We start from the raw sequence: 22,480 nt of genomic DNA on the forward strand, positions 1-22,480 counted from the left end.
TCACTTCGCGTTGAAGTACTTCGCCTCCGGGTGGTGCACCACGATCGCGTCGGTGGACTGCTCGGGGTGGAGCTGCAACTCCTCGCTCAGTTCGACGCCGATCCGCCATGGCTCCAGCAGCTCGACCAGCTTGGCGCGATCCTCCAGCTCCGGGCAGGCCGGGTAGCCGAAGGAGTAGCGCGAGCCGCGGTAGTCCTGCTTCTGGATGGCCTCGTCGACGTCGGACAGGGTGGCGGCGTAGCCGAGTTCCTCGCGGGTGCGGGCATGCCAGAGCTCCGCCAGGGCTTCGGTGAGCTGGACGCTCAGCCCGTGCAGTTCCAGGTAGTCCCGGTAGGAGTTCGCCTCGAAGAGCTTCTGGGTCTCCCGGGCGACGGCCGAGCCCATGGTGACCAGCTGCATCGGCAGCACGTCGGGGCCGAACTGGTCGAATTCGGCCTTGTCCCGGAAGAAGTCGGCCAAGCACAGCCGACGATCGCGCCGCTGCCGGGGGAAGGTGAACCGGGTCAGTTCGCGGCCGTGGTCGTCGGGGTCCAGCACGATCAGCGACTCGTCGGCGGAGTAGACCGGCCAGTAGCCGTGCACCACCGCGAATTCGGCCAGTGAATCGGTCTTGACCCGGTCCAGCCACATCCGCAGCCGCGGCCGGCCCTCGGTCTGGACAAGTTCCTCGTAGGAGGCACCGTCCTCCCCGCGGCCCGGCTTGAGCCCCCACTGGCCCAGGAAGGTGGCGCGCTCGTCCAGCCATTCGACCACCTCTGCCAGCTGGATTCCCTTGACCACCCGGCTGCCCCAGAACGGCGGGGTGGGGACGTCCACTCCCCCGTCGGGCGTGGGACGGGCGACGTCGGAGCGCATACCCAGCTCGGGTTCGGCGATCTCCACCGCCGGGCCCTTGGGGATGCGTCGGGGCTTGATCTCGGGCAGTTTCGCGCCGGGCTCACCGCGCTTGACGGCCATCACGGCGTCCATCAGCGCCAATCCCTCGAAGGCGTCCTTGGCGTAGCGCACCTCGCCGGAGAACTGCTCGTTCAGGTCGTGTTCGACGAAGGCCCGGGTCAGCGCTGCGCCGCCCAGCATCACCGGGTACTTGGTGCCCAGCCCCAACTGATCCAGTTCGGCCAGGTTGTCCTTCATCACCATGGTGGACTTCACCAGCAGCCCGCTCATCCCGATGGCGTCGGCCTTGGACTTCTCCGCGGCCTCGACGATGGCGCTGATCGGCTGCTTGATGCCCAGGTTCACCACGGAGTAGCCGTTGTTGCTCACGATGATGTCGACCAGGTTCTTGCCGATGTCGTGCACGTCGCCCTTGACCGTGGCCAGCACGATGGTGCCCTTGCCGGAGCTGTCGTCGGTCACCTCCATGTGCGGTTCCAGATAGGCGACGGCGGTTTTCATCACCTCGGCGGACTGCAGCACGAAGGGCAGCTGCATCTGGCCCGAACCGAACAGGTCACCGACCACCTTCATCCCGGCCAGCAGGTCCTCATTGATGATCTCCAGCGCCGGCTTGCTGGCCATCGCCTCGTCCAGGTCGGCCTCCAGGCCCTTGGCCTCGCCGTCGATGATCCGACGCTGCAGCCGCTCGGCCAGCGGCAGGGCGGCGAGTTCGGCGGCGCGGGAGGCACGCATGTCGGCGGCCTTCACACCCTCGAAGAGTTCCAGGAAGCGCTGCAGCGGGTCGTAGCCCGGATCTGTCTCGGTGGCCGGGCGACGACGGTCGTGCACCAGGTCGAGCGCCACCTCGCGCTGCTCATCGGGAATCCGGTCCATCGGCATGATCTTGGCCGCGTGCACGATGGCCGAATCCAGCCCGGCCTGCACGCATTCGTGCAGGAAGACCGAGTTGAGCACGATCCGGGCGGCAGGGTTCAGGCCAAACGAGATGTTGGAGACGCCCAGGGTGGTCCGCACGCCCGGGTAGCGACGCTTGAGTTCCCGGATGGCGTCGATGGTCTCCAACCCGTCGCGACGGGTCTCCTCCTGGCCGGTGGCGATCGGGAAGGTGAGGCAGTCCACGAGGATATCGCCCACCTCCATGCCCCAGTTCTGCGTCAGGTCATCGATCAGTCGGCTGGCGACGCGCACCTTCCACTCGGCGGTCCGGGCCTGGCCCTCCTCGTCGATGGTCAGAGCGACGACGGCGGCGCCGTGCTCGCGGACGATCGGCATCACCCGGGCGTAGCGGCTGGTGGGGCCGTCGCCGTCCTCGAAGTTCACCGAGTTGATCACGCAGCGCCCGGCCAGGGTCTCCAGCCCGGCCTCGATCACCTCGGGTTCGGTGGAGTCCAGCATGATCGGCAGGGTGACGGCGGTGCTGAACCGGCTGGCCAGCTCGCGCATGTCCTTGGCGCCGTCGCGGCCGACGTAGTCGGTGCAGAGATCCAGCAGGTGGGCGCCGTCGCGGATCTGCGCCTTGGCGATCTCGGTGCACTCGTCGAGGTTGCCGGCCAGCATGGCCTCGCGGAAGGCCTTGGAGCCGTTGGCATTGGTGCGCTCGCCGATGGACAGGTAGCTGGCATCCTGCGCGAAGGGTACCTCGGTGTACAGGCTGGAGACGCCGTTGACGTGCTCGGGGGTGCGGGCGACGACCTCTCGACCGCCCACCGTGTCGTTGAGGAGCCGGATGTGCTCGGGGGTGGTGCCGCAGCAGCCACCGACGACGCTCAGGCCGTAGTCACTGGTGAAGCGGTCCAGTGCGGTGGCCAGTCCTTGGGCATCCAGCGGATAGGTCGCCCCGTCGGGGCCGAGCACGGGCAGGCCAGCATTGGGCATGCAGCCGACGCCGGCACGGGAGTGCTTGGCCAGGTGGCGCAGGTGTTCGCTCATCTCGGCCGGGCCGGTGGCGCAGTTCAGGCCGATCACGTCGACACCGAGCGGTTCGATCGCGGTGAGTGCGGCGCCGATCTCGCTGCCCAGCAGCATGGTGCCGGTGGTCTCGACCGTGATGTTCACGAAGATCGGCAGGTCGATGCCCGCCGCGGCGCGGGCCCGCTTGGTGGCGATGATGGCGGCCTTGGCCTGCAGCAGGTCCTGGCAGGTCTCGATCTGCACGGCGTCGATCCCGCCGTCGATCATGGCGGTGACCTGGCGCTGGTAGGCGTCGCGGATGGCCGCGAAGGTGATGTGGCCCAGGGTGGGCAGCTTCGTGCCGGGGCCGACCGAACCGAGCACGAAGCGCGGCTTGTCCGGGGTGCTGAACTCGTCAGCGACCCGACGGGCGATCCGGGCCGACGCCTCGGCCAGCTCCTCGATCCGGTCGCTGATGCCGTACTCCCCCAGCGCCGCCAGGTTGGTGCCGAAGGTGTTGGTCTCCACCAGGTCCGCCCCGGCCTCGAAGTAGGCGCGGTGGATGGCCTCGATCACGTCCGGCCGAGTGACCGAGAGCACCTCATTGCAGCCCTCGAGGTTCTCGAAGTCCTCCATCGTCAGGTCGACGGCCTGCAGCATCGTGCCCATCGCCCCGTCGGCCACGAGGACGCGATGGTGCAGCAGGTCACGGAGTGCAGGTGTGGAAGTCATACCCCCAGACTAGGGCGGTGTGACAGACCTCACTCACCAGTGACAATCCGCGGACGGGCCCGGGCGCCCCCTGCAACGTCCACGCCGAGCCGGGAGAGCCCGGTCACAACGGCAAGTAGGGACGATGGGCCTGCCCTTGTGGGCTGGCGCATCGTCCCTACACCACCATGCTATTGCTTGACGCCATAGCAGGCGAGCTTGCCTTCAACGTCCAGGACGATCAACCGACGGATCTTCCGTTGGTGGTGGAATCTCTCCTCGCACTGAGCGATCGCGATGTCCTCCGCGAGTGCGCATCGAGCGAGGTCTATGACCAGTTGGTCACATTGCTTCCCTCCGCGTCGAAAATGATAGGAGATCGTGTTCTTGGCAGAAGCCCTCTTGGGCGCCTTGAACTCCCAGACCTCGCCATTCACAAGCGCATCGGGATTCTTCACCCCCTTCGCTCGGCTCGGCAGCAACATCTCCACATCCGCCCCGTGAGACGCCACGCGGTGCGCTGTCAGCATTTCGTGGTCTCCGAGAACCAGGTCCTCGGGGATGATCACCACACCCGGATGCCGGACTGCCGTTGGCAATCCGCTGCCAGAAGTCATCACTCCCGTCCGATACCTCTGGTACCTGCATCTGCCCCCACTCCCGAACGCAGCCCAGCGCCTCGACGCACGCTCGGCGCTGCCTCTGACAATTCTTGGGCGCAGAACGCGCAGTAGGGTCTGCCCGTGCCCATCCTTCGTTGTGGCGACGCACTTCTCCGTCCGGCCACTGCAACCAACGACGAACTCCTGGTCAGCCTCATGCCCGACGACTTCGACCACGACCCCACCTTCGCCGTCGTGCCGGGACGAAGCCTGGCGGCTCATCGCGAGGCCTGGCTGCGCGCCTGGCTGGGCGGCTTTCGCCAGCCCGAACCAGGCCACTCCTACTGGCCCTTCGTCGTGGAGTGCGACGGTCGACCCGTCGGATTCCAGGTTCTGGAGGGGCGCGATCCCATCACCGACCAACCGGTGGACAGCTCGTCCTTCCTGGACCCCGCCGCTCGCGGGCGTCGGCTGGGCGTCGCCATGCGCACCGCCATTCTGCACTTCGCCTTCGTCGAGCTGGGCGCGCTGTCAGCCACCAGTTCCGCCCGGCCGGACAACGTCGCCTCCCAGAAGGTCACCGAGCGGGTCGGCTACCGCCACGTCGGGCGACGCGAACCGGTCGTCGCTGGCCAGCCGCGCCCGTTGGAGTGTTACGAGATCACCCGCGACGAGTGGCTCCGGATGGATCACCTTCCGGTGGCTTGTGAGCCGAGCCCTCTGAGGTGGAGCTGATCGGGCGCATCCGCCGGGCACGGCCGGATCTGACAGACCACCCACACGCCGGTGCCGGTCAGGTCAGGGGCGCAGCAGCACCTTGGTAGCTCGCCGTTCGTCCATCGCCTGGTAGCCCTCGGCCACCTCGGACAGCGGCAGCTCCAGGTCAAAGACCTTGCCGGGCTGGATCTTGCGCTCCCAGACCAGCTGCAGCAGCTCCTCCAGGTAGGCGCGGACCGGGGCGACGCCGCCGTGGATGCCCTTGTTCTTCCAGAACATCTGCTCCACATCCACCCCACCGTGGGGAACACCGACGACGCCGACCATGCCGCCGGGGCGGACGGCCTCCACGGCCTGGGTGCGGGCATCCTCGGTGCCGACGCACTCCAGCACCACGTCGGCGCCGATCCCGTCGGTCATCTCCTGGATCTTCTTGACCCCGTCCTCACCGCGCTCGGCCACGATGTCGGTGGCGCCGAACTCGCGGGCGATGGCCTGCCGGTCCGCGTGGCGGCTCATCGCAATCACCCGCTCGGCACCCAACTCCACCGAGGCCAGCACCGCGGACAGGCCCACCGCGCCGTCACCCACCACCGCGACGGTCTTGCCCGGGCCGACCCCGCCGCAGACGGCGGCATGCCAGCCGGTGCACATCACGTCGGAGAGCGCCAACAGGTGTGGGATGAGGTCCTCGTCGGGCATCCCGGGGGTGGCCAGCAGGGTTCCGTCGGCCTGCGGAATGCGGATCATCTCGGCCTGACAACCGTCGTAGCCGCCGCCGTTGAGACAGTTGGCGTGCGCACCCTTGCGGCAGCACGGGCAGGTGTTGTCCGAATAGGTGAAGCCACCAACGACGAAGTCGCCAACCTTCACGGTGGTGACCGCATCGCCCACGGCCTCGACGATGCCGACGTACTCGTGCCCGATCGGGGTGGGCTTCTTCACTTCCGCAATCCCGCGGTAGCGCCACAGGTCCGAGCCGCAGACGCAGGCGGCCACGGTGCGGATCACGGCGTCGGTGGGTTCGATGATGGTGGGATCGTCCCGCTGTTCGAAGCGGATGTCCCCTGCTGCATGAATCACGGCTCCTCGCATGAATCCATTGCAGCAGACACCTCCCGGCATCCGCAGCCACCCCGCCCGCACCGGGCAACTGCCCGGTCACTGGAACCGACTAGGGTTGCGGCATGGCTGACTCCCTGGCGAACCTGCGCAATCCCGTGGTGATCATGGCCTTCGAGGGCTGGAATGACGCCTCGGATGCCGCCACCAATGTAATCGACCACATTGGGATCAGCTACGACGCCGACGTCGTCTTCGAGATCGACGGCGAGGACTACTACGACTTCCAGATGAACCGCCCGCGGGTCAGCATCGCCGAATCCGTCGAGCGGGAGATCGAGTGGCCGTGCGTGCAGATCGCCGTCGCGGAGCTCCCGGAACGCGACGTGGTGCTGGTCAGTGGCCCGGAGCCGAACCTGCGCTGGCGCAGCTTCTCCGCGGCCGTCGTCTCCGCCCTGCGCACCGTCAACCCGACGATGGTGGTGATCCTGGGCGCCATGCTCACCGACTCCCCGCACTCCCGGCCGCTACCCGTCACCGGCACCGCCAATGACGCGCAGCTGGCCACCACGCTGGGGCTGGAACCCTCCAACTACGAGGGCCCCACCGGAATCGTTGGAATCGTCGCCGACGCCGTCCGCCGTGCCGGGATGCCCGTGGTCTCGCTGTGGGCCCAGGTGCCGCACTATGTCAGCGACCCGCCCAACCCCAAGGCCACACTGGCGCTGCTGGTGCGGATCGAGGACCTGCTGGACACCCCCCTGCTGCTGGGAGACCTGCCGGAAATGGCACAGGCCTGGGAGCGCGGCGTCGACGAGCTGGCCAGCGAGGATCCGGAGGTGGCGGCCTACATTTCCCGGTTGGAGGCCGCCCAGGACGAGGAAGACCTGCCCGCCGCAACCGGCGATTCGATCGCCGCCGAATTCCAGCGTTACCTGCGTCGCCGCAATGAGGGCCACTGACCTGCCAGTATTCGTCCATGGACAAGTTCTTTGTGATGGGCGGCCACAGCGTGGACCGCATGGGATTTGGCGCGATGCAGCTCTGTGGCCCCGGCGTGATGGGCGAGCCGGCCGACCGCGACGAGGCGCTCGCGGTGCTGCGCCGCGCCGTGGAGCTGGGCGTCAACCACATCGACACCTCTGAGTTCTACGGCCCGCAGGTCAGCAACCGGCTGATCCGCGAGGCCCTGCACCCCTATGCCGATGATCTGGTGCTGGTCAGCAAGGTGGGTTCCTACCGCGACGAGGCGGGCGCCTGGCTGCCGGCCCAGACCCCCGAGGAACTGATCCGCGACACCCACCAGAACCTGGAGACGCTGGGCATCGACCGGCTGCAGGTGATGAACCTGCGGGTGATCCCCGTCGACGACCACTCCCCCGCCGACTACGTGCCGGTGCCCTTCGACGAGCAGCTCGACGCGATGCGACGCCTCGTCGACGAGGGTGCGATCGAGAACTTCGGCGTCTCCACCGTCACGCTGGAGCAGGCCCGGCAGGGCATCGAGGCCGGTGCGGTGCAGGTGCAGAATGCCTACAACCTGCGGCTGCGCGACGACGAGCCGACGCTGGAGCTGTGCCGGGACCGGGGCGTGGCCTATGTGCCCTACTTCCCGCTGGGTTCGGCCTTCGGCTGGTTCACGCGCGTCGACGAGGACCCGGCGGTTCTGGCCGTCGCCGAGCGGCTGGGCCACACTCCCGCCCAGGTGGGTCTGGCCTGGCTGCTGCACCACGCGCCCAACATCCTGCTCATCCCGGGCACCAGCAAGGGGGCGCACCTGGAGGAGAATCTTGGAGCCCGCGACGTGGTGCTCAGTGACGAGGACCTGGCGGAGCTGGAAACAGTCTGACGCACCGACGTGCCTCGTCAGGCTCGGCCATCGTGGTTGCGTACGATCATCGAGCTTGTCGAGGTGCCTACCCAGCGCGCTGCGCGGCTCGATCCGCCGCGCGGATGGCGCGCAGCTGGCACCAGACCACCGCGGCGAACAGGGGCAGCGCCACCAGGTTGACGCCAATGATGGTGGCGCCGGCGCCGATCAGCGCAAGCAGCACCAGCCCGCCGACCAGCAGGATCGCGGCCTCCCAACCAAGCCAGCGGGTGGCGGCAGCCTGGCCGGCGAACCAGGCCTCGTCGCTGGTCCGGGTGGACGGGGTTCGGATGCCCAGCACCGAGCCCGGGCGAAGGCGTCGGCTGCCGGCGGCCCAGGACAGCACCCAGACCACCGACCCCAGCACGATCATCAAGCTGGCCAGCAGCACGGAAGTGCCCATCGCGGGCCTCAGTGCCGGCAGGCCGCGACGGCCCTGGTGCGTAAGTCGTTGACCATCTGGTCCGGATCGGCGGCGGAGTAGACGGCCGAACCGGCCACGAAGGTGTCGGCCCCGGCCGCGGCGCAGCGTTCGATGGTCTCCATCGAGACCCCGCCGTCCACCTGGATCCAGATCTCCTGCCCGGTCTTCTTGACCATTTCCCGGGTGCGCTCGATCTTGGGCAGCACCAGGTCGAGGAACTTCTGCCCACCGAAGCCGGGCTCGACGGTCATCAGCAGCACCATGTCCAGTTCGGTGAGCATGTCTGCGTAGGGCTCGATCGGGGTGGCGGGCTTCAGTGCCATCGACGCCCGGGCGCCCTGGGCGCGGATCTCCCGCGCCAGCCGGATCGGGGCGTCGGCGGCCTCGACGTGGAAGGTGACCGACTCGGCCCCGGCCTCGGCGAAGGCGGGCGCCCAGCGGTCGGCCTGCGCGATCATCAGGTGGATGTCCAGGAAGGCGTCGGTGTGCTTGCGGATGCACTCCACCACCGGCAGCCCGAAGGTCATGTTGGGCACGAAGTGGTTGTCCATCACGTCCAGGTGCACGCCGTCGGCGCTGGGAATCCGGGCGATCTCCCCGGTCAGGTTGGACAGGTCGGCATTCAGGACGGAGGGGGTGATTCGCATGTGTCTAGGCTATCGGCATGGATCGTGAATTCGACGTCATCGTCTTCGGCGCCACCGGCTTCGTCGGTAGGTTGATTGCCGACGAGCTGCTGCGCTCGGCACCCACCGGCACGCGGGTGGCCCTGGCCGGGCGCGACGAGGCCAAGCTGCGCGCGCTTGCCGCCCAGACCGGCCACCCCGAGCTGCCCCTGGTGATCGCCGATGCCTTCGACGCCGACTCGCTGGGCCGGATGGCGCAGCGCACCGCCGTCGTGATCTCGGTGGTCGGCCCCTACGTGAAGTACGGCATGGCCACCGCGGGGGCCTGCGCCGCCCACGGCACCCACTACGTCGACCTGAACGGCGAGGTGCTCTTTGCCCGGGACATGATCGACACCTTCGACGCCCCCGCCAAGGCCTCCGGCGCGACGCTGGTCAACGCCTGCGGCTTCGACTCGGTGCCCTCAGACCTGGGCGTGCTGGCCGCCGCCACCGCCGCCCGGGAGGCCGGCGCCGGGGAACTGCTGGCCACCACCATGCACGTGCGCAGCTTCTCCGGCGGCATGTCGGGCGGCACCATCGATGCCCTGCGCACCCAGATCGACTCCTCCCGTCACGGGGTTCGCACGCCGGGCCGGTCGTCGTCGGATCCGTATGCGCTGAGCCCGGATCGCGACGCCGAACCCGAGCCCCGCAACCGGCGCAATTCCTTTGTGTGGTTGGAGAGTTCGGCCGACACCCGGGAGTTCGCGGCGCCCTTCTTCATGGCCCGGTACAACGAGCAGATCGTGCGGCGCAGCAATGCGCTGCAGGCGTGGGCCTACGGCCGGTCCTTCCGCTACCGGGAACTGCACGACACCGGCAAGGGCCTCAAGGGCCTGGTCACGGGGCTGGGGATCGCCGCGGCGCTGCCGGCCTTCGTCGCCAGCCTCGCGACGCCCGGGCTGCGGCAGGTGGCCGACCGGGTGCTGCCCTCCCCCGGCGACGGCCCCAGCGAGCAGGCCCGGGCCAAGGGCCACTTCACCATCGAGGTGCACGCGGACACCACCTCCGGTCGACGGGTGGTGTCCACCGTCGCCGACCAGCGGGACCCGGGTTATGCCGGCACGGCCGTGATGATCAGCCAGGCCGCGCTGGCGCTGGCCGCCGGTGAGGGCTTGGCCACCGGGGTCACGACCCCCGCCGCGGGGCTGGGCGAGCCCTATGCGGCACGCCTGCGCGGGCAGGGTTTCACCATCACGGCTGAGGTTGCCTGATGCGCCTGGTCGACGGCGAACCCGACTTCACCCCCTGGGAGACGCTCCGTGTCCGTGAACTTGCCGACGCGTTGCTGGTGGCGGCCCGGAAGGATCGCCCTGGGCCAGTGCTGGTGGCCGTCGACGGTCGCGGCGCCTCCGGAAAGTCCACCCTGTCAGGCCAGCTGAGCGCCCAGGTACCCGGCGCGGTGGTGGTGCACACCGACGACATCGCCTGGCATGAGCCGCTCTTCGCATGGTTCGGTCTGTTGGGCGACGGCGTCCTCAGCCCGCTCCGGGCTGGACAGCCGGTGGACTTCCAGCCGCCGGCCTGGCCGGCGCACGGCAGGGAGGGGCGGATCACGGTGCCCGCCGACACCCCGCTGGTCCTGGTCGAGGGCACCGGCGCCGCGCAGGAACACCTGACCGGTCTCTACGATGCGATCATCTGGGTGCAGGCCGACTTCGACGAAGCCGAGCGACGCGGGATCGCCCGGGACACCGTGCAGGGCGTGAACGGCGATGCAGCCGAGACCGTCGAGTTCTGGCACCACTGGATGCGGGCCGAACTGGCGCACTTCGCAGCGGACCGGCCGTGGGAACGCGCGGACCTGGTGGTGTGCGGCACCCCGTCGGGGCCGCTGTCACCCGGGACGGTGGCCGTTCACCAACACAGGTAGTGCAGACCAGCGGCCGGTGAATCCACCACTGCCTGTGCGGTGTTGGCGCTGATCAGCACACTCGACTCGATCTCGATCGAGGCTGCCTCCCCCGGCGGGCGGAACATTCGTCGCACCCGGGCCGGCACCTGGCCCTCAAAGACCACCTCCAGAATCAGGTACTCGGCCGGTCGCCGCAGCCCATAGCCACTGGCATCGGTCATGACGTCGGTCGGCGCAAAGTCCACCTCGTGGCTGACCAGGATCGAGCGGCCACGCTCGATCGGCTCATCCAGGCCGAACTCGACGGCGGTCAGATCCGGCGCCAGCCGCACCTGACGTCGAGGCGGGGCCAGTGAGCAACCCCGCGCCAGCACCTCCGCGTCGTCCGCACTCTCCACCACCACGGCCCAACGCTGCGCCCTGGGCTGAGCCGCGGTCATCAACAGCCGGGTGCGCATACCCCGCTCGGCGCCCGACGGGCCGATCAGAATCGTGTGGCTGATCGCGTGATGGTTCCAGGCCTCGGAGGAGGGCAGGTCATACTTCTGGATCCACTCCTGCAGCAATTCCTCACGGCGCAGAATGCTGGCCAGGTCGGCCCGATCGGAACCGGACGGCATGACGCTCACCAACCAGCCGGGTTCCACCTGCAAGACCTGCTCCAGGCTCCGAACGACCTCCAGCGACCTGGATCGGGTGGGAAGGGAGCGACCGGTGGCCCAGTAGCTGAGGGCCGCCACCGAGACGGCCGGGCCCATCGTCTTGAGGTGTGCGTGGATCCGGGCCAGCGACAGTCCCCGTGCCGAGATCGCCTCGGAGAGCCGATCCGCGAAGGGATTGTGCAGACGCGACGGGTCAAGCTCTGACCGGCGCGCAATCACCTTGCCCACTGGAACCCCCGTCTTCTTTACCCAAAGACATTCTCGGTCGTGTTGCAATCAATATTACGGTATGTCGGATTGTCCAGTTCGTGAATCACCGATGCCGCAGGAGCGCCAGAAACATCGCGTCGGTGCCGTGCCGGTGCGGCCAGAGCTGGACGAAGCGTTCGTCGGTGGCGGCCCGGCAGCCGGCAACCTCCGGCAGGTAGCTCGCGGCATCCAGGATCTCGACCCGCTCATCGGCCACTTTGGCGACGACGGTGCTGGTCTCCGCCCGGTGCGGGGAACAGGTGACGTAGGCGATCACCCCGCCGGCTGCCGCGGAATCGATCGCCGAATCCAGCAGTCGGCACTGCAGGTCGAAGAGCTCGGCAACCTCGGCCTGGGTGCGACGCCAGCGTGATTCCGGCCGGCGACGCAGGGAGCCCAGACCGGAGCAGGGCACATCGGCCATCACCCGGGTGAAGCTGCCCCGCTCCCACTGAGGTTTGGTACCGTCGCCGGTCACCACCTGCCACAAGTTCTGCGGGTAGGCCATCAGCGCCTTGCGCACCAGCTCGGCGCGGTGCTCGTGCGCCTCATTGGCCAGCAACGTCGAACCGTCGCTCTGGGCCAGCCCGGCCAGCAACGCGGCCTTGCCGCCCGGCCCCGCGCACAGGTCCAGCCAGCGGCCCGGCTCGGCCTCCACCCGGCTGAGCGCCAGGGCCACCAACTGCGAGCCCTCGTCCTGCACCGCGGCGCGACGCTGCCGCACGGCGGCCAGATCCGACGGATTGCCCTCCCGCACCACACCGAAGGGCGAAAAGCGCGTCGGCTCGCCGCCGTCGGCCAACAGTTCGTCGCGTTCACACAGCCCCGGGCGCACCACCAGGGTGGGCACCGGCGGAACATTGTCGGCTACCAGGGCCCGCTCCAGTTCGTCGGCGGGCAGCACATTGGCCCAGGCGTCGACGATCCACCGCGGATGCCCGGTGCGCAGCACCAGCGCCCCATTGCTGCCCATCCCCGCGGTCAGCTCGTCAAGCCACTCGTCGAAAGTCCTGGCCGCCACCTTGCGGATGATCGCATTGACCACCCCGGTGGTGCGCTCGCCCAGCGCGATGCCGGCCAGGTCCACCGAGGTGGAGACGGCGGCGTGGGTCGGGGTGCGCATCCCGAGCAGCTGGTGGGTGCCGAGCCGCAGCACGTCGACGATGGCGGGCTGCAGCGTGTCCAGCTTGCGGTCACCGGCCGCCTCGATGATCCGGTCGTAGGTGCCCTCCCAGCGGCAGGTGCCGTTCACCAACTCAGTGCACAGCGCCGCCTCCTGGCTGGTCAGATCGTGCGCACGGGCCTGTTCGGCCAGCGCCAGGTTCGCGTAGGCGCCGGATGCGTGCACGTCGCGCAGCGTGTCGAAGGCCGCCATCCGGGCCAGGTCAATGAAGCGCTCCGGCGCCCGGTCGGGCAGGAAACCCTCCCGCTGGGCGCGGTCACGACGGTCGCGCTGGTTCATCACTGTTCCCCTTCCTGGGCCAGGTCGAAGCCGACCGGAGGCTGGTGCAGACCACGCGCCCAGTCGGCGGCGGCCATCTCCTTCTTGCCGAAGGCCTGTACCCGCAGCAGCTCCACCGCACCGTCGCCGGCGCCGACGAAGACTTGCTTGCGGGTGGTGTGCAGCCTGCCCGGCGCGAGCGGCTCGACGCCGTCGGGCAGGGCGGAGGGACGGGCCAGCCAGATCTTGAACCGCTGGCCGTCGAGTTCGGTCCAGGCGCCAGGGTTGGGATTGGCGCCCCGGATCAGCGCCGCAATCCGGCGGGCGGGCTGGGCCCAGTCCACCCGGGTCTCGTCAACGGTCAGCTTGGGCGCCAGGCTGATCCCGTCGACGGGCTGCGCGCTGGGCTGCTTGCCCTCCGCGACGTCTGCCAGCGTGTCCACCAGCAGCTGTGCACCCGAGACGGCAAGGCGGTCGAGCAGGTCGGCGGAGGTGTCCAGTTCGGCGACCGGTTCCGTCCGGGTGCGGTAGACCGGCCCGGCGTCCAGCTCGGCCACCAGCTCGAAGGTGCTGGCACCGGTGGAACTCTCACCGGCCATGATGCTGCGCTGCACCGGGGCGGCGCCGCGCCAGGCGGGCAACAGCGAGAAGTGCAGGTTGATCCAGCCGTGGGTGGGAATGTCCAGCACGTGCTGCGGCACCAGCGCGCCGTAGGCGACCACCGGGCAGGCATCGGGGGCCTTGGCGCTGAGCCACTCGACGAAGTTGGCGTCGCGCGGGTGGGCGGGCTTGACCACCTCCAGACCGAGCTCGGCGGCCTTGAGCGCGACCGGCGAGGGACGCAGCTTCTTGCCGCGTCCGGCCGGGGCATCGGGCCGGGTGACCACGCCGACCACCTCGTGTCCGGCGGCCAACAGGGCTTCCAGACTGGGCACGGCAGGCTCGGGGGTTCCGGCAAAGACGATTCTCACCCGGCCAATCTACCGGTCGTCGCCGGGCTACTGCAGCGCCGCCGGATCCACCCGGACCCGCACCGAGCCGTCCATCTTCTTGGCCGAGCGCACCCCACTGGCCGCCTTCACCGCCGCGGTGAGCGCCTTGCCGTTGGCCAATGGCGTACGCAGTGTCAACCGGCTGATCTCCTGCTCCCCCACCATCCCGGCTGGCACCGGCCCGAGCACGTCCACCACCTCGGGCAGTTCGGCCACTGCCAGCATCTCGTCCAGCGCCGACGGCGGCCCCTCCAGGGTGATGAACTTCACCGCCGGCGGGAAGCGGGCCTCGAAGCGCTCCGCCAGCTCCCGCGCCGCGAAGCCGCCCGGATCCACCCGCACCAGCGCCTGGATGGTGCGGTCCTCGCTGGGGCCCACCACCGCCACCGTGCCACCGTCGGCGCCACTGCGGACCAGGCCCAGCACATTGACCCAACGACGCAGGGCCTCCTCCGCCACCCGCAGGTCCGGTCGGGAAAGCTGCATCATGGCATCCAGCAGCACCGCCGCCGCATAGCCGCCGGGAGCGACCGGTTCGGCCCCCGGCGTGGCGATCACCAGCGCGGGGCCGTCGGGGGCCTCGTCACGCACGTGGTCACCCGACGAATCCACCACCGTGGTACCGGGGAAGGCCCGCCCCAGCTCCTCGCTGGTGCGCACCGAGCCGACCACCGGGGCGCGCAGTCGATGGTCACCGCAGGTGGGGCAGCGCCAGCCGGTCACCAGCCGGCCGCACCAGCCGCAGGAGAGCTGCTGTTCCCCATCGCGACGCCGGCCCTGCACCGGTCCCTGACAGTGCGGGCAGCGCACCGCGGCGCGGCAGGTCTGGCAGGCCAGCGCCACCAGGTAGCCGCTGCGCGGCACCTGCACCAACACCGGCCCCTGCGCCAGACCCTTGCGAATGGTCTCGAAGACCAGGTTGGGGAGCCGGATGCTGGTGGCCATCGGGTCTCGCTCCAGCGCCTTGTCGGAGTCGCCGGCCACCCGCACCGCGGGTGCCGTCCGACGGGAGTCTCCCCCGGCAAGTTCGATCGGGGCCAGCCAGGCGCGCTCCACCCATTGCTGCAGTTCGCAGCTTCGGCCGCGCCCGGCAAAGAGCAGCGAGCACTGTGCCTGGGTGGCGCGAATCGCGGCCACGTCCCGGGTGTGGAAGTAGGGTGCGCGGGGCTCGGCGTAGAGATCGTCACCGTCGTCCCACAGCGCCACCAGCCCTAGCTGCGGCACGGGAGCGAAGGCGGCGGCCCGGGTGCCGACCACCACCCGCGCCTGCCCGCGACTGAGCGCCAGATAGTTGCGGTAGCGGGCGGCCGGGCCGAGGTCGGCGTGCAGCACCGCCACCACCCCGGCGCCCAGGACCGCCGTCAGCCGCTGGTTGAGGGCCTCCAGATCCTTCACGTCGGGCACCAGCAGCAGCACCCCTCGGCCACCGGCGAGCGTGGCGACGCAGGCCTGCACCAGCCCCTGCCACGGGTCATGGGCCGCGCTGGGCGCCACCTGCCACAGGGCACGCAGCGCTCCCCCGTCCCGCAACTGGTCCAGGTAGTCCTGGCCGTGGGGGTAGAGCGGCAACGGCCCGTCGACGCGGGCCGGCAGCACCGGCTCCGGCCACGGCTTGGGCTCGGCCTTCTCCGTCGCCGCGTGGCGGGGTGGGACGGCCAGCCGCATCACGTCGCTGAAGCTGCCCGCGCAGTGATCGGCCACCGCGCGGATCAGGCTCACCTGCTCCGACGACAGGACCCGTTCGGGGCTGATCACCTTCTCCAGCCGGGCCAGCTGCACCCCGGAATCACTGCTGGCCAGCCGCTCGATGATGAAGCCGTCGCGCAGCTTGCCGGCAAAGCGCACCCGCACCCGGGCACCGGGAACCGCCGCCTCGTCCTCCGCCTCGGGCACCTCGTAGTCGAAGAAGCGGTCAAGGTGCGGCAGCGGAACGTCGAGCGCGCAGCGGGCCACGGGAAGTTCCATCACGAACCCGATGCTAGGGGGTGGCTCCGACATTTCCCGATCCCACCCGAAGGGTTGCCGACCCGCGACGTGGGTCAGCGGCGCAGCATGGCCAGGTGACGCATGCGACGGGCCACCCGCTTGAGTGGCAGCGCCAGGGCCGAACCGACCAAGAGGCCCAGTGCGATCGACGTGACCAGGGTGATCACAGCGATCACCGCGTCGGCGTGACCGGTGCCCAACCCAATGGTGGTGATGCCCATCAGCCCCAGCGTGCCGGGGACCAGCAGCCAGAAGCTGGGCAGGAAAGTGATCAGTCGGGGCACGTCGCGCCGCGTCGCCTCGATCGCGGTCGACAGGAAGCTGGCCACCACCGCGCCGCAGAAGGCGCCCACCGGTAGCGAGCCACCGTAGGTCTGGCCGACCAGTTGGGTGGCGAAGGTGCAGCTCAGCACCAGCGTGGTCCACAGCGACATCTGCCACGGCACCGACTCCGACAGGGTGATCCCCAGCGAGATCAGCAGTAGCCCCAGCGGCAGGCTCCACAGCCCGATCTCCTGCAATCGCGTGTTGACCAGGGCCGACGGCGGTACCCCGAGCAGCAGGCCGGCGGCCACCACACCGAGAGCGAAGAGCAACAACTGCACCATGCCGTGGAAGAACCGGGCGGTGCCGGAGACCACGGCGCCGGTGGCCAGCTCGGCGATGCCGGTGGACAGCAGGGCGCCGGGCAGCAGGACGGCGATCGGGCAGATCAGGGTGCGCAGTGGGCCGTCGACCAGCCCCATGCGCCAGGCGCCGAGCACCAGCAGCGAGACGACGAAGGCGGCCAGCGTGGGCAGCAGGGCAGCGAGCAACGCGTGTCGGCCGGAGGCACGCATCAGCATGCTCACCAGCAGTGAACACAAGCCGGCCAGCAGCACATTGGGCCAGGCGGGCTGCATGATCAGGCAGATTCCCATCGACACCAGGAAGAGCCCGCCGAAGAAGCCGGACGGGCCATAGAGGTGCGGCTTGTTGCGCGCATTCGCGAGCGCAAGCACGCCCTCCTGGATTCCCAGCCGGCCCTCCAACAGGTCCTGCCGGATCCGCCCCACCTCCAGGGACTGGTCCAGCCGGATACCACCGTCGATCCGTTCCACCGTCGCCGGCTCACCCGAATCCAGCGCGAGGGTGAGCGTGGTCGGGTAGGCGGAGACCTGCACGTTGGGATGCCCGAGGCGACGCCCCAGCCGTCGGACCTCGTTCTCCGCGTCGGTCACGGTGGCGCCGCCCGCGATCAGCGATGCCCCCGCATAGGCCAACAGGCGACGGGTGGAGCTGGCCTGCGCAGACGATGAGGCCGGTGGATCGGGGTTCACAGCGCACACAGTAGCCACCCCCGCCGCCGCCCTACGGTCTGACCACCATTGAGAGGCTTGGGTGCACATTGAGGTGGTTCTACCCACCTCAATGCGTCAGCAAGCCCCTCAATGCGACGTCGGACGACGCCACAGGCGTCAGTCGATCAGCGGATCGCGGCCTTCAGGGCATCGACGCGGTCCAGCCGTTCCCAGTTCATCCCGGGCAGCTGGCGGCCGAAGTGGCCGTAGGCGGTGAACGTCGAGTACTTCACGTTCAGCAGGTCCAGGTCGCGCACGATGGCGGCGGGGCGCAGATCGAAGACCTCCAGCACGGCGTCGCGGATCTGCGCCTCGGAGACGGTGCCGGTGCCGAAGGTGTCGACGTAGAAACCCACCGGGTGGGCCTTGCCGATGGCATAGGCCACCTGCACCTCGCAGCGCTCGGCCAGGCCGGCGGCCACCACATTCTTCGCCACCCAACGCATCGCATAGGCCGCGGAGCGGTCCACCTTCGACGGATCCTTGCCGCTGAAGGCGCCGCCACCGTGGCGGGCCATGCCGCCATAGGTGTCGACGATGATCTTGCGGCCGGTGACACCGGCGTCGCCCATCGGGCCGCCGATCACGAACTTGCCGGTCGGGTTGACGTAGGTCTTCAGCCCGCGGCTACGCAGCTCGTAGTTGCCCAGCACGGGCTCGATCACGTGCTTGACCAGATCCGGGGTGATGGTCTTCTCGATCGAGATGCCCTCGGCGTGCTGGGTGGAGACGACGATGGTGTCGATGCCCACCGGGTGACCGGTCTCGTCGTAGTCGATGGTGACCTGGGTCTTGCCGTCGGGGCGCAGGTAGTCCAGCACACCGTCCTTGCGCACGGCGGTCAGCCGCTCGGAGAGCCGGTGCGCCAGGTCGATCGGCAGCGGCATCAGGCTGGCGGTCTCATTGCAGGCGTAGCCGAACATCAGGCCCTGGTCGCCGGCACCCTGCATGTCCAGCGCGTCGCCGGAGCCGGTGCGGTTCTCGAAGGCCTTGTCGACGCCCTGCGCGATGTCGGGCGACTGGGAACCGATCGCGACACTCACGCCGCAGGAACGGCCGTCGAAGCCCTTGTCGGACGAGTCGTAGCCGATGTCCAGCACAGTCTGGCGGGCCAGGCCGGAGATGTCGGCATAGGCCTCGGTGGTCACCTCACCGGCAACCACCACCAGACCGGTGGTGACCAGAGTCTCGACCGCAACGCGGGAGCCCTTGTCAGCCTCCAGCATGGCGTCCAGCACGGCGTCGCTGATCGCGTCAGCCACCTTGTCCGGATGGCCCTCGGTCACGGATTCGGATGTGAACAGTCTGCTCACGGGTTGCTCCATTCTGCCGGGCAACAAGCCCAGCCCTCTACGTGTATCTGCTGGGCCACATGCCCAACCACGGCCCCCGCGCGGCAGGGGCAAGTTCTACTGTAATAACCCCGCGACGGCGTCCATAATGGCGGCGGCCGCGGCAGCCTTGCTGCCGGTCCTCTCGGCCAGGATCCGGTCGTTGTCGATCACCGTCACCTGGGTGGTGGGCTGGCCGAAGACCTTGCCGGACGAGACGTCATTGAGCACCAGCAGGTCACAGCCCTTGCGAGCCAGCTTGGAGCGGCCCAGCTCCAGCAGGTTCTCCCGGCTGGTGGCGGTCTCCGCGGCAAAGCCAACGATCACCTGGCCATCGCGTTTCGCGTGACCCTGTTTGGCATGACTCAGGGTGGCCAGCACGTCGGTGGTCTGCACCAGGTGCAGGGTGAGTCCACCGTCGCCGTCCTTCTTGATCTTGCTGTCGGCCGCCTGTTGCGGGGTGAAGTCGGCGGGGGCGGCGGCCATCACCAGCACATCGGCCTCGCCGGCCAGCCGTTGCATCACCGTCGCCAGGTCACCGGTGGAGACGACGCGCTCCACGGCCACGCCCGACGGCGGCTCCGCGGTCATGGCGGCTGCCACCAGGGTCACTCGGGCACCGCGCAGTGCGGCCTGCCGGGCAATCGCGACGCCCATCAGCCCCGACGACGAGTTGCCCAGGTAGCGCACCGGGTCGAGCGCCTCGTGGGTGCCACCGGCGGAGACCACCACATGCCGGCCGGCCAGGTCCTGCGCCGCGGCCTGGGCAGCGGCAGGTGCGCCACCGGCCAGCAACTGCAACGCGATCTCGGCGATCTCGGCCGGCTCGGGCAGCCGCCCCGGGCCGGAATCGGCGCCGGTCAGGCGGCCAGAATCGGGATCCTTGACCACGACGCCGCGGCTGCGCAGCGTCGCGACGTTGGCGACGGTGGCGGCGTGCTCCCACATCTCGGTGTGCATCGCGGGGAACATCGCCACCGGGCAGTGCGCGGTGAGCAGCACATTGGTCAACAGGTCGTCGGCGCGGCCGGTGGCGGCGCGGGCCAGCAGGTCGGCGGTGGCGGGTACCACCAGCACCAGATCGGCGGTCTGCCCCAGCCGGACGTGCGGCACCTCGGTGACGTCGCTCCACACGTCGGTGTTGATCTTCTTGCCGCTCAGCGCGGCCCACGTCGTCTCCCCGACGAAGTTCAACGCATGGGCGGTGGGCACGACGGTGACATCGCAGCCGGCGTCGCGCAGCCGGCGCACCACCTCACAGGCCTTGTATGCGGCGATGCCACCGGCGACGCCGAGGACTACTCGACGACCGGTGGCATCGGGGGTGACCATGCCCGATTCCCTGGGGATCAGGCGGGGTCGATGTCGCCGAAGGGATCGGCGATCATGCTGAATTCGGGATCCTGCGCGGCCTCGGCGCGGGCGGCTGCCTCGGCCTCGGGATCGATCTCGGTGCACTCCAGCACGTCGGCCTGGATCTCACGCATGGCGATGCTCAGCGGCTTCTCCTGCACACCGGTTTCCACCAGCGGGCCGACATTCTCCAGCAGGCCCTCGCCCAGCTGCGAGTAGTACGCGTTGATCTGACGCGCGCGCTTGGCCGCAAACAGCACCAGGCGGTACTTGGAATCGACCTTGTCGAGCAGCTCGTCGATCGGGGGGTTGGTGACGCCCTCGGGAATGTGTGTGGTCAAGGTGAACCTTCGTTCGATGGTGCGGGTTGCCCGGGATCCTGCAGGAGCCGGGAGGTGGTGGTCTGGTGACGATTTCTCGTCCCAGAGGTCACAAGCCCAGCAAGCCTACCAAATCCTGCACGGTTTGATCGATTTCATGGTTGACGACGACGTGGTCGAACTCCCCCTTGCGAGCCAGTTCCTCCCGGGCGGTCTCCAGCCGGCGCTCCCGTTGGGCCTCGGTCTCGGTGCCGCGACCCACCAGACGTCGCACCAATTCCTCCCAGGACGGTGGATCCAGGAAGATCTGCTGCGCCTGCGGATAACTCTGCCGAACCTGCCTCGCGCCCTGCAGGTCAATCTCCAGCACGACGGGACGCCCCGCGGCGACCGCGGCCTCCACCGGGCCGCGTGGGGTTCCGTAGCGGTGCTTGCCGTGCACCACGGCCCACTCCAACAACCCGTCGGTGGCGGCCAGCTCGTCGAAGCGCTCGTCGGTGACGAAGTGATAGTGCACGCCGTCCACCTCGCCGACGCGCGGCGCCCTGGTGGTGGCGGACACGGAGACGTAGACCTCCGGGTGCAATTGCTTCAGCCGGGTCACGACCGTGCCCTTGCCGACGGCGGTGGGGCCGCTGATGACGCTGACCCGCGGCGCGGCCGGCGATTGCTGCTGCTCGGTCACGCTACGAGCACTCCTTCGTCGATGCTGGATCTTCCTGCTGGGCCGAGGTTACTCGAATTCGGCCTTGAGGCCAGCCACCTGGTGACGTCCCAGCCCCCGCACTCGGCGATTCGCCGCAATTTCCAGGCGCTCCATGATCTCGGTCGCGCGCTTGTCACCCACTCTCGGCATGGCCTTGAGCAGGTCCACCACCTTCACGTGCGCCAGCACATCGTCCTTCGCGGCGATGTCCAGCGCCTGCCCCAGGCTGAGCGTCCCGGAGCGCACCTTCTCCTTCAGGTCAGCCCGCGCGCGACGGGCCTGGGTGGCCGCCTCACGTGCGGCCTGCAACTGCTCGGGTGACAGGGTGGGAATCGCCACGACAGGTCTCCAATCCGTGTTGCCGGGCAGTCCCCGCAGCCCGGTCCGATCCCAAAGCTACAGTCGAAAACCGCTTGCCGCAGCCGTTTTGGGGGCACATGTGAGCAATGTCGCCCCCGGTGGGGTGAACGCTTGGTGAACCCGCGGCCTCAGCCCTGGCCCAGCAGCCCGGCCAGCGCCGCGCGCAGCCCCTCCTGGTCAGGCCCGCCGCACATCACCTGGCGGCTGGCCGACGGCAGCAGCTTGCCGACGGCATCGCCGAATATCTCCCGCAGGCCGTCGATCGTGCCACCCTGGGCACCGATCCCCGGCACCAGGATCGAGCCGTTGAAGGCGCTCACGTCGCAGCCCGGATCGGCATGCGTCCCGCCCACCACCAGGCCGATGGCGTACTGCCCGGAACGCTCGTTCTCCGCCGCTGCGGCGTCCACCATGAACTGGGAGACGCTGGCACCCGACGCCGTGGTGGACAACTGCACGTCCCCGCCCTCGGGATTGCTGGTGCGGGCCAGCAGGTAGAGGCCACGGCCGTTCTGGTGCGCCAGGTCGATGGCCGGGCGCAGTGACTCGAAACCCAGGTAGGGGCTCAGGGTGATCGCGTCGGCCCGCAACGGGGCCTCGTCGGTGAGATAGGCCCGGGCGTAGCCGGCCATGGTGGAGCCGATGTCGCCCCGCTTGATGTCCAGGATGCTCAGCGCCCCGGCCTGCCGGACGTCAGCCAGCACCCGTTCCAGCACGGCGATCCCGGCCGAGCCGTGCACCTCGTAGAAGGCGCTCTGTGGCTTGAAGACCGCCGCGTGCTCCCCCAGCGCCTCGACCATCCGACGGGCACAGACCTCCAGGCCCTTGACGTCGTCGTCCAGCCCCCAGGCCGCCAGGATCTGCGGGTGCGGGTCGATCCCGACGCACAGCGCGCCCCGCTCTGCGGTGACTGCCTTGAGCCGTTCTGAGTAGTTCACGATCTCTCCTGTTCGATAGTCCTGCGTATGGAGCGATGCTCGACGGTGAGGAACGAACCGAGAGCATCCCGGGCAAGCAGGCGACGAAGGAGCCGGTGCGCTT

21 protein-coding genes are annotated in these 22,480 nt (G+C 69.3%); 5 read left to right on the plus strand and 16 right to left on the minus strand.

Going from position 1 to position 22,480, the window contains the following annotated elements; translation table 11 throughout:
• Together metH and AAEX57_RS12980 are read right to left on the minus strand one after the other, a co-directional pair.
• A complete protein-coding gene (metH, locus tag AAEX57_RS12975; RefSeq protein ID WP_342092757.1) occupies positions 1 to 3,522 on the minus strand; it encodes a methionine synthase in 3,522 nt (1,173 codons plus the stop codon).
• Positions 3,523 to 3,692: 170 nt separating this feature from the next.
• Positions 3,693 to 4,118 carry a CdiA C-terminal domain-containing protein gene (locus tag AAEX57_RS12980; RefSeq protein ID WP_342092756.1) on the minus strand — a complete coding sequence of 142 codons (426 nt, stop codon included), beginning with the start codon at positions 4,116 to 4,118 and terminating at the stop codon, positions 3,693 to 3,695.
• Positions 4,119 to 4,244: 126 nt separating this feature from the next.
• On the opposite strand from AAEX57_RS12980, the gene AAEX57_RS12985 reads away from it, so the two are divergent.
• Positions 4,245 to 4,838 (plus strand): GNAT family N-acetyltransferase, encoded by a 594-nt coding sequence (locus tag AAEX57_RS12985; protein WP_342092755.1) that lies wholly within the window; start codon positions 4,245 to 4,247, stop codon positions 4,836 to 4,838.
• 63 nt (positions 4,839 to 4,901) lie between these two features.
• Here the strand turns inward: AAEX57_RS12985 and AAEX57_RS12990 are convergent, their stop codons facing one another.
• Positions 4,902 to 5,915: a zinc-dependent alcohol dehydrogenase family protein gene (locus AAEX57_RS12990; RefSeq protein ID WP_342092754.1), complete on the minus strand. Its 1,014-nt coding sequence runs from the start codon at positions 5,913 to 5,915 to the stop codon at positions 4,902 to 4,904.
• Positions 5,916 to 6,007: 92 nt separating this feature from the next.
• Between AAEX57_RS12990 and AAEX57_RS12995 the strand changes: the two genes are divergently transcribed.
• Together AAEX57_RS12995 and AAEX57_RS13000 are read left to right on the plus strand one after the other, a co-directional pair.
• Complete coding sequence (locus AAEX57_RS12995; RefSeq protein WP_342092753.1) at positions 6,008 to 6,844, plus strand: PAC2 family protein; 837 nt, start codon at positions 6,008 to 6,010, stop codon at positions 6,842 to 6,844.
• Positions 6,845 to 6,861: 17 nt separating this feature from the next.
• Positions 6,862 to 7,731 (plus strand): oxidoreductase, encoded by an 870-nt coding sequence (locus AAEX57_RS13000; protein WP_342092752.1) that lies wholly within the window; start codon positions 6,862 to 6,864, stop codon positions 7,729 to 7,731.
• Positions 7,732 to 7,798: 67 nt separating this feature from the next.
• Here AAEX57_RS13000 and AAEX57_RS13005 read toward each other — a convergent pair whose 3' ends face one another.
• Together AAEX57_RS13005 and rpe are read right to left on the minus strand one after the other, a co-directional pair.
• Positions 7,799 to 8,155 carry an SdpI family protein gene (locus tag AAEX57_RS13005; RefSeq protein ID WP_342092751.1) on the minus strand — a complete coding sequence of 119 codons (357 nt, stop codon included), beginning with the start codon at positions 8,153 to 8,155 and terminating at the stop codon, positions 7,799 to 7,801.
• Between the two features lie 8 nt (positions 8,156 to 8,163).
• On the minus strand, positions 8,164 to 8,823 hold the full coding sequence (gene rpe / locus AAEX57_RS13010; RefSeq protein ID WP_342092750.1) for a ribulose-phosphate 3-epimerase: 660 nt from the start codon (positions 8,821 to 8,823) through the stop codon (positions 8,164 to 8,166).
• Between the two features lie 17 nt (positions 8,824 to 8,840).
• Between rpe and AAEX57_RS13015 the strand changes: the two genes are divergently transcribed.
• The gene (locus AAEX57_RS13015) at positions 8,841 to 10,058 is read left to right on the plus strand and encodes a saccharopine dehydrogenase family protein (protein WP_342092749.1); all 1,218 of its coding nucleotides are present in this window, start codon (positions 8,841 to 8,843) and stop codon (positions 10,056 to 10,058) included.
• Positions 10,058 to 10,717 carry a uridine kinase family protein gene (locus AAEX57_RS13020; protein ID WP_342092748.1) on the plus strand — a complete coding sequence of 220 codons (660 nt, stop codon included), beginning with the start codon at positions 10,058 to 10,060 and terminating at the stop codon, positions 10,715 to 10,717. The genes AAEX57_RS13015 and AAEX57_RS13020 overlap by 1 nt, the downstream gene beginning before the upstream one ends.
• Here AAEX57_RS13020 and AAEX57_RS13025 read toward each other — a convergent pair.
• The 11 genes from AAEX57_RS13025 to pyrF form a co-directional block, all read right to left on the minus strand.
• Positions 10,702 to 11,589, minus strand: coding sequence for a hypothetical protein (locus AAEX57_RS13025; RefSeq protein ID WP_342092747.1), 888 nt, complete (start codon positions 11,587 to 11,589; stop codon positions 10,702 to 10,704). The two genes, AAEX57_RS13020 and AAEX57_RS13025, sit on opposite strands and share 16 nt — an antisense overlap.
• Before the next feature lie 85 nt (positions 11,590 to 11,674).
• On the minus strand, positions 11,675 to 12,985 hold the full coding sequence (locus tag AAEX57_RS13030) for an RsmB/NOP family class I SAM-dependent RNA methyltransferase (RefSeq protein ID WP_446721161.1): 1,311 nt from the start codon (positions 12,983 to 12,985) through the stop codon (positions 11,675 to 11,677).
• An 86-nt stretch (positions 12,986 to 13,071) separates the two neighbouring features.
• Positions 13,072 to 14,022, minus strand: coding sequence for a methionyl-tRNA formyltransferase (fmt, locus tag AAEX57_RS13035; protein ID WP_342092745.1), 951 nt, complete (start codon positions 14,020 to 14,022; stop codon positions 13,072 to 13,074).
• Between the two features lie 27 nt (positions 14,023 to 14,049).
• Positions 14,050 to 16,008: a primosomal protein N' gene (locus AAEX57_RS13040; protein ID WP_342092815.1), complete on the minus strand. Its 1,959-nt coding sequence runs from the start codon at positions 16,006 to 16,008 to the stop codon at positions 14,050 to 14,052.
• A gap of 74 nt (positions 16,009 to 16,082) precedes the next feature.
• A complete protein-coding gene (locus AAEX57_RS13045; protein ID WP_342092744.1) occupies positions 16,083 to 17,348 on the minus strand; it encodes a threonine/serine ThrE exporter family protein in 1,266 nt (421 codons plus the stop codon).
• 146 nt (positions 17,349 to 17,494) lie between these two features.
• Positions 17,495 to 18,694: a methionine adenosyltransferase gene (gene metK, locus AAEX57_RS13050; RefSeq protein WP_342092743.1), complete on the minus strand. Its 1,200-nt coding sequence runs from the start codon at positions 18,692 to 18,694 to the stop codon at positions 17,495 to 17,497.
• Positions 18,695 to 18,778: 84 nt separating this feature from the next.
• The gene (coaBC, locus tag AAEX57_RS13055; RefSeq protein ID WP_342092742.1) at positions 18,779 to 20,032 is read right to left on the minus strand and encodes a bifunctional phosphopantothenoylcysteine decarboxylase/phosphopantothenate--cysteine ligase CoaBC; all 1,254 of its coding nucleotides are present in this window, start codon (positions 20,030 to 20,032) and stop codon (positions 18,779 to 18,781) included.
• Positions 20,033 to 20,049: 17 nt separating this feature from the next.
• Entirely contained in the window at positions 20,050 to 20,394 is a 345-nt protein-coding gene (rpoZ, locus tag AAEX57_RS13060) for a DNA-directed RNA polymerase subunit omega (RefSeq protein WP_342092741.1), read from the minus strand.
• An 88-nt stretch (positions 20,395 to 20,482) separates the two neighbouring features.
• A complete protein-coding gene (gene gmk, locus AAEX57_RS13065) occupies positions 20,483 to 21,058 on the minus strand; it encodes a guanylate kinase (RefSeq protein ID WP_342092740.1) in 576 nt (191 codons plus the stop codon).
• A 48-nt stretch (positions 21,059 to 21,106) separates the two neighbouring features.
• Entirely contained in the window at positions 21,107 to 21,418 is a 312-nt protein-coding gene (gene mihF / locus AAEX57_RS13070; RefSeq protein ID WP_342092739.1) for an integration host factor, actinobacterial type, read from the minus strand.
• Positions 21,419 to 21,567: 149 nt separating this feature from the next.
• A complete protein-coding gene (pyrF, locus tag AAEX57_RS13075) occupies positions 21,568 to 22,377 on the minus strand; it encodes an orotidine-5'-phosphate decarboxylase (protein ID WP_342092738.1) in 810 nt (269 codons plus the stop codon).
• Positions 22,378 to 22,480 lie beyond the last annotated feature (103 nt).

It is taken from the genome of Luteococcus sp. H91 (genome assembly GCF_038433135.1).
Lineage (GTDB): Bacteria > Actinomycetota > Actinomycetes > Propionibacteriales > Propionibacteriaceae > Luteococcus.

Excerpts from the sequence above, each read along its gene's own strand:
- metH (WP_342092757.1), bottom strand. The coding sequence starts at position 3,522 with ATGACTTCCACACCTGCACTCCGTGACCTGCTGCACCATCGCGTCCTC.
- AAEX57_RS12980 (WP_342092756.1), bottom strand. The coding sequence starts at position 4,118 with ATGACTTCTGGCAGCGGATTGCCAACGGCAGTCCGGCATCCGGGTGTG.
- AAEX57_RS12990 (WP_342092754.1), bottom strand. The coding sequence starts at position 5,915 with ATGCGAGGAGCCGTGATTCATGCAGCAGGGGACATCCGCTTCGAACAG.
- AAEX57_RS12995 (WP_342092753.1), top strand. The coding sequence starts at position 6,008 with ATGGCTGACTCCCTGGCGAACCTGCGCAATCCCGTGGTGATCATGGCC.
- AAEX57_RS13000 (WP_342092752.1), top strand. The coding sequence starts at position 6,862 with ATGGACAAGTTCTTTGTGATGGGCGGCCACAGCGTGGACCGCATGGGA.
- AAEX57_RS13005 (WP_342092751.1), bottom strand. The coding sequence starts at position 8,155 with ATGGGCACTTCCGTGCTGCTGGCCAGCTTGATGATCGTGCTGGGGTCG.
- rpe (WP_342092750.1), bottom strand. The coding sequence starts at position 8,823 with ATGCGAATCACCCCCTCCGTCCTGAATGCCGACCTGTCCAACCTGACC.
- AAEX57_RS13015 (WP_342092749.1), top strand. The coding sequence starts at position 8,841 with ATGGATCGTGAATTCGACGTCATCGTCTTCGGCGCCACCGGCTTCGTC.
- AAEX57_RS13020 (WP_342092748.1), top strand. The coding sequence starts at position 10,058 with ATGCGCCTGGTCGACGGCGAACCCGACTTCACCCCCTGGGAGACGCTC.
- AAEX57_RS13030 (WP_446721161.1), bottom strand. The coding sequence starts at position 12,985 with ATGGCGGCCTTCGACACGCTGCGCGACGTGCACGCATCCGGCGCCTAC.
- AAEX57_RS13040 (WP_342092815.1), bottom strand. The coding sequence starts at position 16,008 with ATGGAACTTCCCGTGGCCCGCTGCGCGCTCGACGTTCCGCTGCCGCAC.
- metK (WP_342092743.1), bottom strand. The coding sequence starts at position 18,694 with ATGGAGCAACCCGTGAGCAGACTGTTCACATCCGAATCCGTGACCGAG.
- coaBC (WP_342092742.1), bottom strand. The coding sequence starts at position 20,032 with ATGGTCACCCCCGATGCCACCGGTCGTCGAGTAGTCCTCGGCGTCGCC.